Source organism: Aquimarina sp. AU474, from assembly GCF_900312815.1.
In the GTDB taxonomy this organism is placed as follows: Bacteria; Bacteroidota; Bacteroidia; order Flavobacteriales; family Flavobacteriaceae; genus Aquimarina.
The window spans coordinates 1686795-1705202 of the sequence record NZ_OMPE01000009.1; the positions used below are offsets into that span (position 1 = coordinate 1686795).

General features: G+C 31.9%; 18 protein-coding genes. 2 read left to right on the top strand and 16 right to left on the bottom strand.

What is annotated here, in order from left to right:
- Positions 1-43: 43 nt before the first annotated feature.
- The 4 genes from DK508_RS20615 to DK508_RS20625 form a co-directional block, all read right to left on the bottom strand.
- Entirely contained in the window at positions 44-829 is a 786-nt protein-coding gene (locus DK508_RS20615) for a glycoside hydrolase family 25 protein (RefSeq protein WP_109302660.1), read from the bottom strand.
- A 37-nt stretch (positions 830-866) separates the two neighbouring features.
- Complete coding sequence (locus tag DK508_RS21305; RefSeq protein WP_160114816.1) at positions 867-1805, bottom strand: hypothetical protein; 939 nt, start codon at positions 1803-1805, stop codon at positions 867-869.
- Positions 1806-1909: 104 nt separating this feature from the next.
- The gene (locus DK508_RS20620) at positions 1910-2641 is read right to left on the bottom strand and encodes a LytTR family DNA-binding domain-containing protein (protein ID WP_109302661.1); all 732 of its coding nucleotides are present in this window, start codon (positions 2639-2641) and stop codon (positions 1910-1912) included.
- A complete protein-coding gene (locus DK508_RS20625; RefSeq protein WP_109302662.1) occupies positions 2631-3707 on the bottom strand; it encodes a sensor histidine kinase in 1077 nt (358 codons plus the stop codon). The genes DK508_RS20620 and DK508_RS20625 overlap by 11 nt, the downstream gene beginning before the upstream one ends.
- A 225-nt stretch (positions 3708-3932) precedes the next feature.
- On the opposite strand from DK508_RS20625, the gene DK508_RS20630 reads away from it, so the two are divergent.
- Positions 3933-5783 (top strand): glycoside hydrolase family 13 protein, encoded by a 1851-nt coding sequence (locus DK508_RS20630; RefSeq protein WP_109302663.1) that lies wholly within the window; start codon positions 3933-3935, stop codon positions 5781-5783.
- Between the two features lie 11 nt (positions 5784-5794).
- On the top strand, positions 5795-6682 hold the full coding sequence (locus tag DK508_RS20635; RefSeq protein WP_109302664.1) for a carbohydrate kinase family protein: 888 nt from the start codon (positions 5795-5797) through the stop codon (positions 6680-6682).
- A gap of 4 nt (positions 6683-6686) precedes the next feature.
- On the opposite strand, the gene DK508_RS20640 is transcribed toward DK508_RS20635, so the two are convergent.
- From DK508_RS20640 to DK508_RS20695, 12 genes are all read right to left on the bottom strand, one after another.
- Entirely contained in the window at positions 6687-7316 is a 630-nt protein-coding gene (locus DK508_RS20640; protein ID WP_109302665.1) for a Pycsar system effector family protein, read from the bottom strand.
- Between the two features lie 14 nt (positions 7317-7330).
- Positions 7331-9346 (bottom strand): polyphosphate kinase 1, encoded by a 2016-nt coding sequence (ppk1, locus tag DK508_RS20645; RefSeq protein ID WP_109302666.1) that lies wholly within the window; start codon positions 9344-9346, stop codon positions 7331-7333.
- A gap of 125 nt (positions 9347-9471) precedes the next feature.
- Positions 9472-10713: a sodium:proton antiporter gene (locus tag DK508_RS20650; protein WP_109302667.1), complete on the bottom strand. Its 1242-nt coding sequence runs from the start codon at positions 10711-10713 to the stop codon at positions 9472-9474.
- Between the two features lie 5 nt (positions 10714-10718).
- Positions 10719-11372 carry a potassium channel family protein gene (locus tag DK508_RS20655; RefSeq protein ID WP_109302668.1) on the bottom strand — a complete coding sequence of 218 codons (654 nt, stop codon included), beginning with the start codon at positions 11370-11372 and terminating at the stop codon, positions 10719-10721.
- A gap of 52 nt (positions 11373-11424) precedes the next feature.
- On the bottom strand, positions 11425-12642 hold the full coding sequence (locus DK508_RS20660) for an adenylate/guanylate cyclase domain-containing protein (RefSeq protein WP_109302669.1): 1218 nt from the start codon (positions 12640-12642) through the stop codon (positions 11425-11427).
- 145 nt (positions 12643-12787) lie between these two features.
- Positions 12788-13585 carry a hypothetical protein gene (locus tag DK508_RS20665; protein WP_109302670.1) on the bottom strand — a complete coding sequence of 266 codons (798 nt, stop codon included), beginning with the start codon at positions 13583-13585 and terminating at the stop codon, positions 12788-12790.
- A gap of 10 nt (positions 13586-13595) precedes the next feature.
- The gene (locus DK508_RS20670) at positions 13596-14627 is read right to left on the bottom strand and encodes a Rieske 2Fe-2S domain-containing protein (RefSeq protein ID WP_109302671.1); all 1032 of its coding nucleotides are present in this window, start codon (positions 14625-14627) and stop codon (positions 13596-13598) included.
- The gene (locus tag DK508_RS20675; protein WP_109302672.1) at positions 14627-15037 is read right to left on the bottom strand and encodes a hypothetical protein; all 411 of its coding nucleotides are present in this window, start codon (positions 15035-15037) and stop codon (positions 14627-14629) included. The genes DK508_RS20670 and DK508_RS20675 overlap by 1 nt, the downstream gene beginning before the upstream one ends.
- 3 nt (positions 15038-15040) lie before the next feature.
- Entirely contained in the window at positions 15041-15253 is a 213-nt protein-coding gene (locus DK508_RS20680; RefSeq protein ID WP_109302673.1) for a hypothetical protein, read from the bottom strand.
- Between the two features lie 2 nt (positions 15254-15255).
- On the bottom strand, positions 15256-17211 hold the full coding sequence (locus tag DK508_RS20685; protein WP_109302674.1) for a thiamine pyrophosphate-dependent enzyme: 1956 nt from the start codon (positions 17209-17211) through the stop codon (positions 15256-15258).
- An 18-nt stretch (positions 17212-17229) separates the two neighbouring features.
- Positions 17230-17613 (bottom strand): DUF2721 domain-containing protein, encoded by a 384-nt coding sequence (locus DK508_RS20690; RefSeq protein WP_109302675.1) that lies wholly within the window; start codon positions 17611-17613, stop codon positions 17230-17232.
- 5 nt (positions 17614-17618) lie between these two features.
- Complete coding sequence (locus tag DK508_RS20695) at positions 17619-18368, bottom strand: hypothetical protein (RefSeq protein WP_109302676.1); 750 nt, start codon at positions 18366-18368, stop codon at positions 17619-17621.
- Positions 18369-18408: the final 40 nt, after the last annotated feature.

Consider the following 18408-nt stretch of genomic DNA (forward strand, 5'->3'; position numbering starts at 1 on the left):
GTGTTTAATGCAGAAATATAGTAATTATGTGATTGGTGAGTAGTTACTTTTTGATTAGTTTAATAAAAGCTTCTGCGTTTCCATTAAATATATCGTAGTCTACATCTCCCAGTGCACCTTTTATTTTTTTTTGATCAGTACGTTGCCAAATGATCCATCCCTTACTTCTCCATGTATATGGTACTTCGGGTGATTGTGCTTTAGTATAATCTGCGATCCAGAGTTTATATTTACTAAATTCGGGATGTTTTAAATATGTATTGGCAAAAATAGTATTTGTATAAACGATGGGACGAACACCTAATTTTTCTTCCACAATTTTTAACCACAATAAAGTATTGGTTTCGTACATCTCTTTGGTAACGGGTGTTTTTATTCCTAGTTCTTCAAGATCAATAACGGGTGGTAAATCTCCAGATTCTAGTTTGTTAACAGCTTCAATAAAGTTTTGTGCCTGTTTTTTAGGATTTTTTCCTGTTTCATAAAAATGGTAGGCTCCTCTATATAGGCATGCTTTTTTTGCCGAAGTATAATTCTGTGTATACATGGGGTCTTTAAACTCGGTGCCTTCTGAAGCTTTAATATATATAAAGTTAACTCCGTCGGATTTAATTTTTTCCCATTTAATATCTCCTTGAAAATGAGAAATGTCTAATCCTAATATACTAGGGTCAGTTTCAAGTTTTTTACTTTGAGAAGAACATAGAGGAGTAGATACTTCTACTTTTTTTTGTGAGTTATTTGGTTCTTTTTCTTCAATAGGAGTATCTTTTTTACAGGATATATTTAAAAAAAATGATATTAATAAAAAGGGTATAATATTTTTCATTGGTTATTAAATTTAGGTGTTAAGAGGTATTTATGTATTAGGTTGTATGGTTTTTTAGATCTCCTGCAAGTGATTTTAAATTGTCAAATTCAGAGGTGGCAATAGTACTGAATCCCGAAAAATGAAAGAACTTTTTGAGTAAGAAACTCAGTATGTAAAAATAAAATAATGGTAAAATTAAAAATAAAACAACGAGGTTGCTTATCATATTAAGAATAAGTTTCATGAGCTCTTTTTTACCATTTTTTAAGACGTCAAAAGTTTCAGAAACTCCTTGGCCAATATCAACACCTATATCTTCAACGGTATTTTTTACAGCATCTTCGGCTTTTGTAAAAATGCCAATACCCTTATGACCTTTTTCCTTTGCTTTTTTGAGCTGTTCTTCTTTTCGGATTTCTTGTTTAGATTTAATTTTTTCTCTTTTTTCTTTGTATTTGTTTTTAATCAAAGAGAGATGTTGGTGTATATTAGAGCCTAAATTCAATTCCATAGATTGAGATATATACTTAATACCATTAACGTATAATGAAAGCCCAGGGTTGATCAAAAGTATAATGATGAGTAGTTTTAGAGCGATTTGCTTATATTTTTTTAGAAATAAACCTGCCAGAAAAAAAACAGGTATTATTTTGATCAATAAGGATTTACTCATGTTTACTAAAATGGTTTGAACTCCTATTACAATATTAGCAAAGGTGAGATAGTTAATCGTTCGAGTAAAAATATCTTGAAGCTCTGATGTTACCCCGCCAATTAAAGGGATTTTGGATATATCTGTGCCAGAAACAATACTTTTTAATTCCATAGCTAAGCCAAGACTTAACATCATATCACTATTTACATCTGATAAAAAGTTAATCGCGGGGTTTACAAGAATATTTGTACACCCTAGTGTTATAAGAATAATCGATATAATGATAATCCAAACCTTATCTTTTTTGACTAGAGTAACTAATGTATGATTTGCGCTCATTTGATTTAGGTTAAAGAGTTGTTTATTACTTACTTTAAAGATATTATTTCGGCAATAAATATGTGTAATGGTATTTACCTAAATATGAGAAATAAGTAATAGTACTAGTAATACCCCAATACCTTTTTAACAGTGTTCTTATAGTGACGCCCGACAGGAATATGAATTCCTTTGATGTTAATTTCGCTTGGAGAAAATGAATCAATAAAATCTATCGCTATAATAAAGGATCGGTGCACACGTAGAAATTTTTTGGTAGGTAAAAGACCTTCAATTGAAGATATACTTTTAAGAGCTACTATTTCTCTATCACTTGTTTTGATTTTGATATAGTTTCTTAAGCTTTCGATGTAATGGATGTCTTTTAAAAAAATCTTTTGCATTGTTTTCTCGACTTTCAGATATAAAAAATAGTCTGAAGTATCCAATTTGGTTTTAGGAGATACTAACTTCTCTTCTTTGGTGTTGTTCGTTAGTTTAAATACTTTATTGATAGCTTTTAAGAATCTAGAAAACTCGATAGGTTTAAGTAAATAATCTACAGCTTCTAGATTAAAAGCATCTACAGCATATTCACTATATGCAGTAGTGAAAATTACTTTTGGTGTTGGTTGTAACTCTTTTAAAAATTCGATACCAGTTATTTCGGGCATTTGAATATCCAAAAAAATCAAATCTATAGGCCTTTTAGTAATAAGATTAAAAGCCTCTAGCGCATTAGAACAACTAGCGATTAATTCTAGATTATCAATTCTTGAAATGTAATTTTCGATAATATCTCTAGCCAAGGGTTCATCATCCACTATAATACAAGATATGTTAGATTTACCCTTCATTTTTACCCAAATTTAATTTCAAAACAACCTCATAAGACATTCCGTTATCTTCTGTACGTAATGAATGATTATTAGGATAAAGTAATTCTAAACGCTTTTTTACATTATCAAATCCAATGCCTCCTTCAAAATTTACGTTTTGATTTTTTTCAATTTGTTTAGCATTTTCTACTTGCATGATCAGGTTTTGATTTTTTACAATAATATTAATCACAATCCATGAATCTTTATTGGCGCTAGCACCATGTTTGAAAGCGTTTTCTACAAAAGGTATTAATAAGAAAGGAGATATACTATATTCTTTATCTATTTCGGTATTAAAGCTTATATCGGTATGACTATCAAATCTCAATGTTTCTAAATCAACAAAGTTTTTTAGATATTCTACTTCTTTAGATAATGGTACTTTAGTAACGTTAGCTTCATATAGCATATAGCGCATAAGACCTGACAATTTTAATACTGCAGCTTCGGCTAAATCAGATTTTTTTATGATTAAGGAATAAAGATTATTTAAAGTATTAAATAAAAAATGAGGATGTACCTGATTACGAAGTTGATTTAATTCGGCTTCCAACTTTTCTTTTTTAAGTGTAAGTGCCTTTTGTTGAGAATTGTAATAAAACCTAAAAAATATATAAGTAAGAGGTAGTATGGCTGCATTATTTACATCAAGAGCTGTTTTCATAATTTCATTGATAGAAAAAAAACCTGTACTACTCCATTCTGGAAGGTAATTAGGCTCTACGTAATATAACATTATTGGCCTTTGTATAATAATGGTAATGAGAACCAAAGTGAAGAAATAAAAAACAACAAACAAAGTGAATTTTCGAGTAACAAAAAACCTGGGGATTAAGAACCATAACGTGAAATATACTAATGCCATTTTGCCCGGAAGTGCAAAAAACTGAATAAGAAACGATCTTTCGTAATCGTCATCATACGTACCCCACGTAATACCAAAAAATACTAAGAGTCCTATCCAATAAAATATATGTTTTACGATTTTTTGAGAAAAGAAACTGTTGCTAGGTAATGTGTATATAATTTGTTCTGATTTCATAGAGCATACTAAAATCTGAAAAAATATTGGGAAATAACAAAATCAAGGATAGATGACCAGTAATCAGTTACAAACTACTTATTGGATTAACCTTAATCAATTTTGGGATGATTTTACAGAAAATAACATACAACTTGTTGTTCGTCCTCAAAATTAGATGTCTGTATAAAGAATTTGTTATCAGGGTTTATACAGTGTATCTATGAATAAAATCAGAAATATAAAATGGAAAAAAGAACAATATCCTTGGTAATTATTTGTGCTATTTTTTTAGGACTATTTGTAAACGCACAACAAAACAATAGTAACATAATCAAACATCTAGAACCCCCAATTTGGTGGGTTGGAATGAAAAACACCAAATTACAATTACTAATTCATGGGGATAAGATAAGTGATTTTAAAGTCGAAGTCTCATATTCAGGAGTCATTGTAGAGAGTGTAGATAAAGTAGAAAACCCAAATTACTTATTTGTAAACCTTGAAATTTCTAAAAATACAAAACCTGGGGTGTTCTCTATTTTTTTTGTAAATGGAAATGAAAAAATCGAATATGAGTATTCTTTAAAATCGAGACTTAAAAGAATAAACAAAGGACAAGGGATTGATGGCTCTGATGTTATCTACTTAATTACACCCGATCGATTTGCAAATGGAGATCCCTCTAATGACTCAACAGAAGATACCATTGAAAAGGTAAATCGAAAAGATGAAAACGGTAGACATGGAGGAGATTTAAAAGGGATTCTGGATAATTTTGAATATTTACAAGAATTTGGAATTACTACATTGTGGTTAAATCCAGTTTTAGAGAATGATCAACCAAAATATTCATATCACGGATATGGAATTTCTGATTTTTATAAAACCGATTCACGTTTTGGTAATAATGATGATTTTTTGACTTTGATCAATAAAAGTCACAATAACGGGATGAAAGTCGTTATGGATCAAGTGTTTAATCATTGTGGCTTAGGGCATTGGTGGATGAATGATTTACCATCAAAAGATTGGCTTAATCAATGGGAAACTTTTACGAGAACTAATTTTACTAATATCGCATCTTCTGATCCTCACGTTTCTGTAAGTGATTTCAATTTGTTAACCAAAGGATGGTTTGATTCTAATCTTCCGGACCTAAACTTAGAAAACAAATATTTAGAAACGTATATGATACAAAATTCAATATGGTGGGTTGAGTACGCAGGGTTAGATGGTATAAGAATGGATACTTATGCATATCCTAATCAAGGAGTAATGTCTAGATGGATGCAAGCTCTTAATAAAGAATATCCAGATTTTTTTATGGTGGCCGAGACTTGGGCAAAAAGAGCATCATATTTATCATATTGGAATAATGAAACACCAAATAGAAATGGATATATTTCTAATGTGAATAGTGTGAGTGATTACCCATTGTACTATTCGATCTTAAGAGCTTTTAAGAAAGATGGAGATGTATACGAGTTATATGAAACTTTGGCCGAGGATTTTGTCTACGGAAACCCAAATAACAATAAAGTTTTTAATGGGAATCACGATGTTGATCGATTATTAGCTCAATTAGATGGGGATGTGGATAAACTTAAATTGAGTATGGCTTTTGTACTTACCACAAGAGGGATTCCGCAAATTTATTATGGCGATGAGATTTTGATGAAAAACAAAAGACCAGATGGAAGAGTAAGAGAAGATTTTCCTGGAGGATGGAGAGATGATTCTCGCAATGCATTTACTCAAGAAGGAAGAACTATTGAAGAAAATGAAGTATTTAATTACGTTAAAAGAATTCTTAATTGGAGAAAAAACGCAAAATCTATTCATGAAGGAAAACTTACCCATTATAAGCCTGATGATAATGTATACGTTTATTTCAGGTATAACGAGAACCAAAACACTATGATCATCATTAATAACAGTGATAAGAATATTCAAACATTTGATCTCACTAGATTTAAAGGGTCATTAAAAGGGTATACTAAAGGAATAGATATTATAACAGGTAATGAAATTAGTAAGTTAGATAAGATTGTTTTACCAAAAAAGACGGCTTTGATTGTAGAGTTATCTATATAATAAATACAATTATGAAAAGAATTTTTAATATCGGAGGAGCGTCTTTTAATTCAATTATCCATTTAGATAAATTTCCTCTACCAATTCCGGTAACGATACACGATTGTGAGTTTAAAGAAACTGTAGGGAATACGGGAGCAGGTAAAGCAATAACACTTTCTAAACTTGGATTTGATGTTACTTTTCACGCTATGATAGGACAAGATATTTATGCAGAAAAGATCAAACTCTTTTTGGATCAACCCAACCTTAATTTTATTTATGATATTGACCCTAAAGGTACCGAAAGACATTTAAATCTAATGAATCAAAAAGGAGAACGAATATCTATTTTTATGAACTCTATATCTAATGATCCAGCGATTGATTATAACGTATTCGGTAACTATATGAAATCTTCAGATTATGTAGTTATTAATATCTCAAACTATTGCCGAAATGTATTACCCATATGTAAAGCAAAAGGAAAGTCTATATGGACTGATTTGCATGATTATGATGGAAAGAGTACATATCATCAAGATTTTATTGAAGCTGCGGATTATATTTTTTTGAGTTCGGATAATTTGAAAAATTATCAACCCTTTATGGAAAAAATGATGAATGTTGGAAAAAAATTAGTGGTTTGTACACATGGTAAAGAAGGGGCGAGTGCTTTAACTAAGAAAGGATGGATAGAAACCTCTGCGATTAGAGCGTATAAGATAAAGGATACTAATGGGGCAGGAGATGCTTTTTTTTCTGGTTTTTTATACGGTTTTTCTAAAAGCTATTCTCTTGAGAAATGCATGAAATATGGAACAATCGCAGGTGGATTATGCATACAATCAGAAAATATAGCTAACGATAGTCTATCCGGAAAAGTTATAGAGAACGAATATTTAAAGTATTACGCATAGCTATTTATCCAAAGTAACCCCCAAAAAGTAAATGGCACAAAATAAAAGCAATAACCGAAACAATTATACCGATAAGAAAGATATTAAAGGATTTACGAAGGAGTTTAAATTTTTTGTCAATCACTTTTCCTAAATGATACGTGTCTTTAGCAATGGTCTTGTAAAGTTCATCTCCTTGATTCATTAGATTGGTAAGGTTATTTACATAATCAGCTTCTTCCATTTCATGAAAATTACCATAAAACATAAGGTTATTGGTTTGCTTATCACCGTGTTTGAGCTCTGGACGGGTAGCAAAAACAGCATATGTGATGGACGCAAGGTTAGTCAATAAAATTAGTATTGCGGGATAAATTAGATGCGGGTCTTTATCTAGTTGATTCAAAACAGTCCCTAGAACTATTGAAAGAATTAAAGCATTGATTGAGATTAAAATATTCGATTTTCTATCGATCATCGAATTAAGGGTATATTGATTTTTTGAAAGTAATCGAAATAGTGTTTCTACACCTCGTTCTGGGCGTGGAGCAATTTTTGAAAGCTTCTTTTTTAAAGATTTTAATTCATCTTTATCAATCTTAAGTTCTTCCATTAATAATAGATCCTTAATTTTTTCCGATTTTTTATCACTCATAATATCAGAATGCTTTAAATTTTTGACAACGTTTCTAGTTGAGCTCTTACTTGCGAAGAAGATTGAACATAAACATTGTTTTGATTTTCATTGATGATCCTGGCCTTTACCGTATCGTCTAATTGAAGTTGGATCATTCCTCTAATCTTAGAATACACATCTTTATCCAAAATAGGAGTTATAACTTCGATTCTATGATCAAGATTTCTAGTCATCCAATCTGCAGAACCCATGTACATTTTTTCGTCCCCATTATTGCCAAAAATATATACTCTTCCATGCTCTAAGAAACGATCTACAATACTTGTAATATAAATATTTTCACTTTGCCCTGCAATACCCGGTACCAAACAACAAATCCCTCTAATGATTAATCTAATTTTTACTCCGGCATTATTTGCTTTATATAGTAAATCAATCATTTTAGTGTCCTGTAGGCTATTAAGTTTTAAAATGATATATGCCTTTTTACCCGAAATAGAATTTTCAATTTCTTGTTCTATTAATTTTTTGAAAGTACTTCTGGTTGTGAAAGGAGAAACTAATAATTTTTTAGTTTTAGGAATGATGATTTTGCGCTCTAACAATTGAAAAACTTGACTTAGTTCTGAAGTTATTTTTTTATTAGCAGTCATTAAGCCAAAATCAGTGTATATTTTGGCTGTTTTTTCATTAAAATTACCAGTACTAATATATCCATAAGTTTTGGGCTGATTGCTCTCGATACGTTCTATGAATAATATTTTGGAGTGCACTTTTATTCCGGGATAGCTATAGGTTACTTTTGCGCCATTATCTTCTAAGACTTTACCCCATTTAATATTGTTTTCTTCATCAAAGCGTGCCTTTGTTTCTATAAAAACAAATACTTCTTTTCCATTTTTGGTAGCTTCAAGTAGAGCATCTGCTAATCCGGATTGTTTGGCAATTCTGTATAGAGTAACTTTTATTTTCGTTACATTTTCATCAGTAGCGGCTTGTTGCGCCAAGCGTAAAGCATCGTCAAAAGATTCATAGGGGTAATAGAGCAACCTGTCCTTTTCTGAAATTGCATCGAAGATGTTTGAAAACCTTTTTAAATCAGTATCCCGAGATGGGATTAATTCTTCTTCATTTAATAATTTGTTAGTGGGGTTCGGGAAACTAAAAAAATCTTTAAAGTTATGATACCTGCCTCCATGTAGGATATCTGTATCATTAACATCCATCATTTCTTCAAGTAAGCTTAATAATTTTTCGGGTATGTTATGATCAACCAAAAGTCTGGTAACTTGCCCTGTATCTCGATTGCCAAGAGAATCTTTAATTTTGGTCAATAAATTTCCGGAGTATTCATTGTCAATATATAACTCTGCATCCCTAGAAATTTTTATAGAATAAAAAGAAGATATTTGTTTTTGGGAATAAAATTGTGTCAAATTATATTTTAAGATATCATCTACGAATGTGATATCGTAAGTATCGTTTTCATAAGGAAACGTAATAAATCGAGTTGTATCTGAAGGGATTTTTATTAAGATAAGCTCAGCGTTATGTAATAAGGCAGTTAAGTAAAGCTGCTCATTTTCTATAAAAACAGTTTCATCACCTTGTTCAATATTTATAGTAATAGACAACTTGTTTTTTAGGTGTTCTTGGTAGTAGTTTTTTGCAAACTCTTTCTGAGAATCAGAGAACTCCTCAGCACTGATTAATCGAATTCCTTCTTTTTTTAGATCGGGTAAAATATGATTGTTAAAAAGATGACCTAATTCTTCTTGTTGTTGATGTACTTGCTTTTTGATTTCCTTTAAAAGCTTATTGGGTTTGGTAATTAATTTTTTTCGTAATGGCTTATCCAGATTTTTAATTTTCCTGATATCCGATACACGTACTTTAAAAAACTCATCTAGATTTGATGAGAAAATGGCCAGAAATTTTATGCGTTCGTATAAAGGATTACTTTCATCTGCAACTTCTTGTAATACTCTATGATTAAAACGTAACCATGAGAGATCTCTATTGTAATACTTTTTTGAAATTAATGCCATTTTTTATGTTGTTTTTACCTCAATATTTTAATTAAGATAGATGATCAATGATATAGTAAATTTGTATAATGTATGGTGATCCCTTTTTGAATACAAAAATGGTAAATTAAGTTTTGATTATTTTTTTAACGATACAGACGTTTTACTAATTTTCCTATACTAAGACCTTGCACAATGATAGAAAATAACACCACTACATAGGTGATATACAAAATCACTTCTGAAGATGAAGTATCGGCAAGACTTAATGCCAGCGCTATGGAGATACCACCTCTTAATCCTCCCCATGTTAGTACAGCCACTGTTTTAATAGGTTTATCTTCTTTGTGTTTTAAAAGAGAATAAGGTATAAATACAGAGATGAATCTAGAAATAAGTACGATTAATATTGCCGATATTCCTAGAATAAGATGGTCTAAATCAAATTTTAAAAGATGTATTGCCAAGCCAATTAGTACAAATAAAATACCATTAAAAATATCATCCAAGACTTCCCACATCTCATTTAGTAATTTCCTGGTAGCTCCTTTATTTTCTTTAACATTAATCTTATTACCCATGATTATTCCGGCCACAACCATAGCTAAGGGTCCAGAAACATGTATCATTGATGCTAATGAGTATCCGCCCATAACGATTGCCAAACTTATCATAACCGCTAGTTGAGGGTTTTCTTTTACTGATTTTATAGATACATATCCTAAAAATCCTAATACAGTACCATAGAGAATACCTCCTACAGCTTCTTCTAGAAATAACTTCCCTATTTCGACACCTACAGAACCCTCGCCATGATGTTCTCCCATTCCGGTTAGAATCAAAATACCAGAAAACACCACGACCCCGATACCGTCATTAAATAGAGATTCTCCCTCGATTTTGATACCTAAACTCTTTGCAATATTTGCTTTTTTAAGAATAGCCATTACTGCAATAGGATCTGTAGGAGAAATTAGAGCACCAAAAAGAAGAGCATGAAGAAAAGGAAGATCAATATGAACAAGTTGTGCCACTGCAAAGGTTAATCCGCCAACTATAAATGTAGAGATAAGCACACCTAAAGTTGCAAATAAAATAATGGACCATTTTTCTTTGGCAAGATCCTCTATATTAACATGTAAAGCACCGGCAAAGAGAAGAAAGCTTAAAATACCATCAAGTAACAAGGTTTTGAAATCAGAATTAGTAACAATATCACAAAAAAATTGATAAAACTCAGGTACAATACTTTTACTTATGGTGATGATTAAGATAGTAGCCAAACTCATCAACATTAAACCTATGGTGTTAGGTAATTTTAACCATTTATAATTGATATAGCTGTAAAAAGCGGCTATTGCAAAGATAATACTGAAGGATTGTAACATAGTTTCTAAGATTTTACATTAATATATTTTCCAACAAAAACAGCAATGACTATGGCTAGATAAAACTGACCAATAATATTCATAACTAGTGTAACGGCTTGTGCTTGTTGAGTAAGAGGGGTTACATCTCCATAACCAACTGTAGTGATACTAATAAAGCTGAAATAGTAAAAAATATACCCAGAATAATCTCCTCTAAGATGGAAAGAATTTGGATCTATATAATGAATAGTTTCAAAAAGAATCCCACCAATTATACCTAGATAGATAAACCCTAAAATAGGGCCTAAAATAAATTGGAGATTAATCTTTTCTATTTTTCTTAGTTGTTGAATTAGTAGGAAACAGAAATAAGAAAACAAGATAAACGATGATAATAATCTAAAGATATTAATCATCGCCATATCGGGTTTAGAAAACTCAAGCCATATAAATAGTAAAGCTATAAACCCCAAACCATATGATCGCATTCGTGTCTTTGCACTAGAAGCAATTAAAGAACTAGCTAAGATGACGAGCGTGTAATTAATAACTACCACATGTGCAGGATACATTTCTGAAATACTAGCATGAATTGGTGTTAATAAAAAATTAAACACACTAATCAATGCGATTAGATATTTATAGGTATTTAATTTTTGAATTAGTTTCTTCTTCATGTTATAATTTCAAATTCATTTTAGTATATCTTTAAGAGTCGTTTTGTTTTAATTAAATATGATTAAACCTGGACACATCGTAAATATTTATTGGATCTACTATACCTTTTATTTTAACTCTAATTTGCCCGGCTATTTTAACCCAATCTTTAATAATATCGTAGGTAGATTTTGTTATTAAAATCTGCCCGGATAAGGTTAATGACTCTACTCTAGAGGCAATATTCACAGTGCCACCTACAACCCCATATTTCATTCTTTTTTTAGAACCAATATTGCCTGCAATCAAATTCCCACTATTGATTCCTATACCCATTCCAAGGTTTGGTAAATTTTGTATACTAAGTTGTTCGTTTACTAGCAAAAGACCTTCTTGCATTTCTCGAGCACATTCTACTGCTCGTTTGGCACAGTTTTCTATATAATTTGGGGCCCCAAAAATAACAAGAATTCCATCTCCCAAAATTTCATTAATATATCCGTCATGTTTATGTATAATCGAGATCATCTTCTCTAGATATACATTTAACACATCCACAATTACTTGCGGCTCGAATTTGTCTGATAATTCAGTAAAACCTCTTAAATCACTCATAAGGACAGTAGCGTAAATTTGTTCTCCACCTAATTGAGTCTTTTTATTTTTAACAATCGTATCATACAAGTTTTCACTCATGTATTGCCCAAAAAGTTGTTCATAAAACCTATTGTTTTCACTTAATTTTTTGTTTAATTTTTTTAGCTCTTTTTGAGAATCAAAAATTTCTTGCTGTACATCTTTAAGTTCAAATAATCTAATTCGTTCAATTAACAAACTACCTATAGATTTTAAAATCTCACGATCTTGTTTGTTAAATTTTCTGGGCTGCGTATCTGCCACACATAATGCTCCGATATTATTTCCTGAAGCACTAGATAGTGGAAACCCAGCATAAAATCTAATTTTGGGTTTACCGATGACCATGGGGTTGTCAAAAAATCGTTTGTCTTTTAAGGTATCTTCTACGACCAGGATTTTAGATTGTAAAATAGTATGCCCGCAAAAAGAAGAGCCCCTGTCAGAAGAGTCAAAATTAAGCCCACAAGATGCATGTATTCGCTGTTTTTTTGTTTCTATAGAAGAAATATATGCAATAGGAACATTGAGACATTTTGATAAAATCATTATGATCTTATCAAAATTTTCTTTTTTAATAGGGTCAAACAATTTTAAAGAAAGTAAATCAGCTATTCTTTTATCTTCATTTTTTGGAATAGTTGCTAATACCATTTTATATTTTTCTTTAATTGGTTCACAAGTTTTAGTACCTGTGTTAATAATTTATATAATATAATCTCTTCTTTTTAAGTCCTCTAGGAGCTTATTAGTAAAGATCATACTTATGAATCGGTCATTCGTTTACCCTATCAAAACATTAATATATTTTTGATGGTTGATTCAAATCTTTAATATTTTTAAGATCTATTCGTAATTGATACCAATCTTCTAATTGCACCACTTTACCTTTTAATAAAGAAGGTTTCCCAACATAGGGTAATATGTCTTTATGAATTGGTTTTCCTGCGTTATCGGTTATTAAATAGTATTCTGATATATTATTCCTATCGGTAGTTGCCAATACTGGAGGAATACCTCCAGAAATACATAAAACGGCACAACTTCTATGAATTTTTCCTTTTCCGGGTTTCATCACTCCAAAGTAACATTTGGGATCAATGATTTCTCCTTTTAATTCCATATCGCTAACCAATGTTTTTAATTGAGGTAATCGTTGAAGGTTTGTTTTTTCAACCAATGTTATTTTTTCATCATTGGTGATCTGTAGCAAAGTTTTTCCATTGTAATAAATAAGATTTCCCTCGATGCTTAACATGCTGCCTGATAACTCGGGTGTCTGACTTCTTATTTTTTTCAAAAATGGATTAGCACTATACTTACCAAATCCGATTAGGAGTATATTTTTAAAGGTGTTTTCGGCAGTTTTTACTTTTAACATGGGATAAGGCATTTCGTGATAAACTCCCATGATTTTACTATTGGTTGTGAGTTCGAAAGTGCTATTCTTAAAATTATTTTGTGTAATAGCAAAAGTGATGGCAATTAGTAGTAATGTAATCAAACCAATAAGTACAAACTTTTTTATAGTAGCTTTGGTTTTGAGAGAAACATCTTCGATATATCCGATATAAAAATCATCCTTTTTATTTTCCATAAGTCCTGTATTAAAAAGTAACTGGTTCTACTTCGGTTCCCTCGGCCAGAGCCTCGGGGAGTACGAATATTTGATTATCTATTTTTTTTAAACGATAAGTAGCTATTTTTTCGGTAAATGGCGGAGGGGATTGGCCATTGTGAGGCAAATATTGATAACCATGCCAAGGGCAGGTTACACATCCATCAACAACTTTTCCTTCACCAAGAGGTCCTCCTTGATGTTTGCAAACATTAGAAATAGCAGAGAGTTTATTATTGTATTTAAAAACTGCAATACGCTCTTTACTCACAACAAATATTTTGGCTCTATCATTTGGGATTTCTTGTAAATCACAAACATATTCCCAACCCTCTTCAATTATTGAGGTTTTCTTTTTATCTATTCTAGACTCTTTTATAGCGGTAATGATATGCAGTGTTGCAATAATAAAAAATCCAATAATCAATATTGAAATAGAGCTTATTGATGGTTGCTGCTGAAAAGCTCCTAGAAAGACATGTAACAGTATTAAAGCATATGCAATATATACCATCATATGTAAACGTTTCCATACTTTGGGAGAAAGGTTTTTTAACCAAAAGTCATGACTTGTTGCCGCCATTAAAAATAGAATGATTAATGCCAAAAAGCCTAATACTTGAAAAGGGAAGTTGGCAAGAGAATCATACTCCATATTAGATGTGAACAAAGCATAAATTGGGTTTACATTTCCTAATGAATGGAACTGAAAAATAGAAAACCCTCCGTGCACCAAGGCAGCGATAAACATACTTACTCCTAAATGTCTACGATTATATAGTAACGGTAAAAGCCTAGTATTGAGCCTTGTTAAAGGGCCAATTACTAAGATGATATGTAGTAGAGCAAGGGCTAGTGTGCCAAAACTTCGTATAACCAATGTTTCGATACTGGTTTGCGAATTCGTAAAAAAGGTAATTCCAATAAAGCTAATTAGATAAATAAACATACTAATGGCAATCCACTTATCATATTTCTTTTTGTTTTTATTCCAGAGTACTGGCTGATAATTTACTCCCATTATAATTTTATATTTATAATATCACTTTTCTTTATCTCATCGTAGATCGTAATACTTTCGGTTAGTTTATTAAGCTCAAACGTATATATTCCCTTTGTATCCAAAACGCCCAAAAGCGAACGTTTTTGTTGGTTAGAGCTTACTGCATAAACTATAGAGGAAGCACTTTTTAGGGGTTTCTTCAGGATAAGTTGTAATGTATTTGAAGAACCTTGTTCATCTATACTTATAGATAAATGCTCGTTATCAATAACTGCTCGTTTTCCTGATTCTTCAGATGTGAGCAATACATCACTATCCGTTAGTAGTGGTTGTTTAATACTTTGAATCGATAAAAAAATCAATACCGGAACAATAACTATTAGCATTATCCAAATAATTTTATGCATTTTTCTTAATCCTGAAGTCATACTTTATGTTCTTAATTTGTTAATTATTTTTAAAAGAAGTATTGGCCAAAGACCAATCGCTCCCGGTACTAATAATAATCTAACCGTCCACTTACTTTCAATAATCAATTCATCTAATTTAAAGGCACCTTTGAAAAAGAAATAAATACCAAAAAGTAATCCTATTCCAAAATATAATCCCAAAACAGAAAGTATTACATCAATTACAATTTCCATAGTTATATTAAATTTACATCGGTTATTATTTCTAATAATGCAGGACCATTATGATCTCTCAATTTTTCTAATGCAGGTAGTAAATCTTCTTGTTTAGTAATTTTTATTCCTAATGCCCCACAGTTTTCTGCATATTTTGCAAAACTCACATTGTGTAAAGAAGTTTTCCATACATCCAATTCGGCAGCTTTTTGCTCTTTAGAAATTTTCCCTAATTCCGAGTTATTAAGAAGTACATGTTTGATATTCATATTGTACTTCACTAAGGTCATCATTTCTCCTAAGTATTGTCCAAAACCACCATCTCCTGATACAGACCAGATAGGTCTTTCTTTTCCTTGGGCGGCCCATGCACCCATAGCAGCAGGCAAAGAGAAACCAATAGAACCTAGATATCCTGACATGAGGATAGATTGATTTTGAGGTTCAAAATAACGTCCAAACGAATAGGTGTTATTTCCTACATCGACTGCGATAACTGCATTTTCTGGAGTAACTTTATTCATGGCATCAAATACAGCTATAGAACTTATTCCTTTATCACTTTGATCTTTTAATCTATTTTCTTTTTCTTCTTTCCAGATTTTCCATCTTTCTTCAATTTCAGGCCTTCTGTCTACAGTATCAATTTTATCTTGCGTTGCATCTTCTATGATAGATAGGGTTTCTGAAATTTCACCCCAAAGGGCGGCATCGATTTTATGAAATTTACTCAAAGCGTTTGGATCATAGTCAACTTGAATGATTGGTTTTTTTGGTGTAATTCCTGTGTGGTTAGAAAATGATGCTCCAAATATTAATAATAAATCACTTTCATTCATAAACCAGGAAGCAATAGGAGTACCACTACGACCTAATACTCCGCAACCTAATTCATGGCTATCAGGTATAAGCCCTTTCCCTTTAAAAGTAGTAATTACAGGACATTTTAATTTATCTGCAAAAGCTATAATGGCTTTCATGTGAAACCTGGCTCCATGTCCAACTATAATGGCAGGTTTTTTTGATTTAGAAAGCATTGATACTGCTTTTGTTACCATTTGTTTAGGAGGCGAAATATTCATAGGTGTAATTCTACCCTCTGGAGTTTGTGCTTCTTCACCTTTAGGTTTAGGCATAAAAGCCACTTCGTCTGGAAAGGTGATATGTGAAACATTTCTATTAAGTAATGCACTTTTAATGGCAAGACTCATTAATTCGCTATGCTTAGAATTTTGTTGTACCGCATGATTAAAATCTGCAACCGTTTGAAATGCTTTTACCAAATCTACCTCTTGAAAAGCACCAGTCCCCATTACCTGCGTATTTACTTGCCCAGAAAAAGCCAATAAAGGAGATCTATCTACCTTGGCATCCCACATCCCAGTAAACATATTGGTAGATCCTGGTCCTGCGATCCCAAAACACGCAGCTGGTTTACCCATTAGTTTACCATAAGCAGAGGCTGCAAATGCGGCGGCACCTTCATGTCTAATACCAAAAAACTGTAATTTCCCTTGTTCTTCTAATCGCATCATTGCATCTGCTACACCCAAATTAGAATGACCAACCATCCCAAAAACAGTGTTGACTCCCCAATTACTCATAGTTTGCATCATTACATCAGAGATGGTTTCTTGATGAGTAGGCTCCTCGGGGATACCCACATAAATAGCACTATCTTCTTCTTTAACTTCAAAAGTGGTTACTCCGTCATCATATCCTCCTGGAGGCAATCCAGTACAGGGATGAAAATCCCAACCATGCCATGGACAACGTAACATTCCATTTTCTATGGATCCCTCGCCCAAAGGACCTCCCTGATGTGGACACCTATTATCCAGGGCAGAGAATTTACCTTCAAAATGTGTTAAGCAAATGCCTTGATGACCAGCAGTAACGGTTTGCACTCTCCCCTCTGGAAGTTTATCCTTATTGCTTAATACTTTGTACCAAACTGTTTCTTTTTTTGAAGTCATTTGTATTTTTTTATAGAGTTAGCACTTATTGTGAAATTGATCTTGTCTTATTTTTACAGCTCTGTAGGAATAAATAATTAGCGTAATTAGGCCTAATAAAGCACTAATAATACCAGCGATAGTGATGTAAATTCCCGAATCGAAATTGGCTTCAATGCTTTTTAATATCCCTGAAATCAATGCCGATATCACTAGACATGCGACAGCGACATAAAGAAAAACCATAGCATTGTTTAATAATCTTAATTGCTTTAATTTTTGTTTTATTAACTCTTCTTCCATGGCCGTTTCTGTTATTAATGTTTTAATCTCAGTACTAAGATTAACCAGAAGATTAGAAGTAGATAATATTAAAAGCCCAATACCAGGTATTATAGTTGCAGGAATATACCAGTTTTCCATAGTTGTTAGTTTATATATTCTGCGAGTGCTTCTTGAAAAAAAGTTACTCCAGTATCTTTATTTATTCCCGAAAGAGGTAATACAGCACCTTTAAATCCTTCGTTTGACCAATTCCCATGGGTTAATGTTTTAAACCCAGAAGTAGATACCGCATCATGACCCTGATATGCACTTATATAAAAATAGTAATCATCATGCATAGTATCAGGAATAGCCATCCCTAGCCCTACAGAGATTCCGGTTTCATCTTCTAAGGCAGCGAAAGCTCCCGTATCAAAATGATGAGGCCATATTCTGATTTCTGAATCTAATTGATTGTTAGTAAGAAAATCCTGAATCACCGATTGCGCGAGCGTTCTGAGTTCTATTAGTTTTTGTGATTTATTTGCATCTTCTAATTTGAAAACATAATCATCTGTTACCGTATATGGTAGGTCATAATGAAGATTATATTCAAAACTCTTTTCCATGTTCATTGCTTTGGATACTTTTTCCATCCATTTAAGAACATCTATATGCGTTTTTTGATCCAAATGAATACTAAGACGTGCATTATTATTGTTTAGCCAGTATAAGGCGAATTTATTATAGTCTAATGCAATGGTACATCCCGAACTGTTTAAAGGTCGAGTTTCTAAATACCCTTTTTGAGCATTAAACCTTAGGTTACTATGACTATCATCATCTTTTTTGTCTAAAAAACTTATCCCCGCGGCGGCCAAATATTGAGCTGCAATATGCATTTGAGTGGTCATGGATTTTATATTTATAAGTTAATACTGGTACGTAGACCTT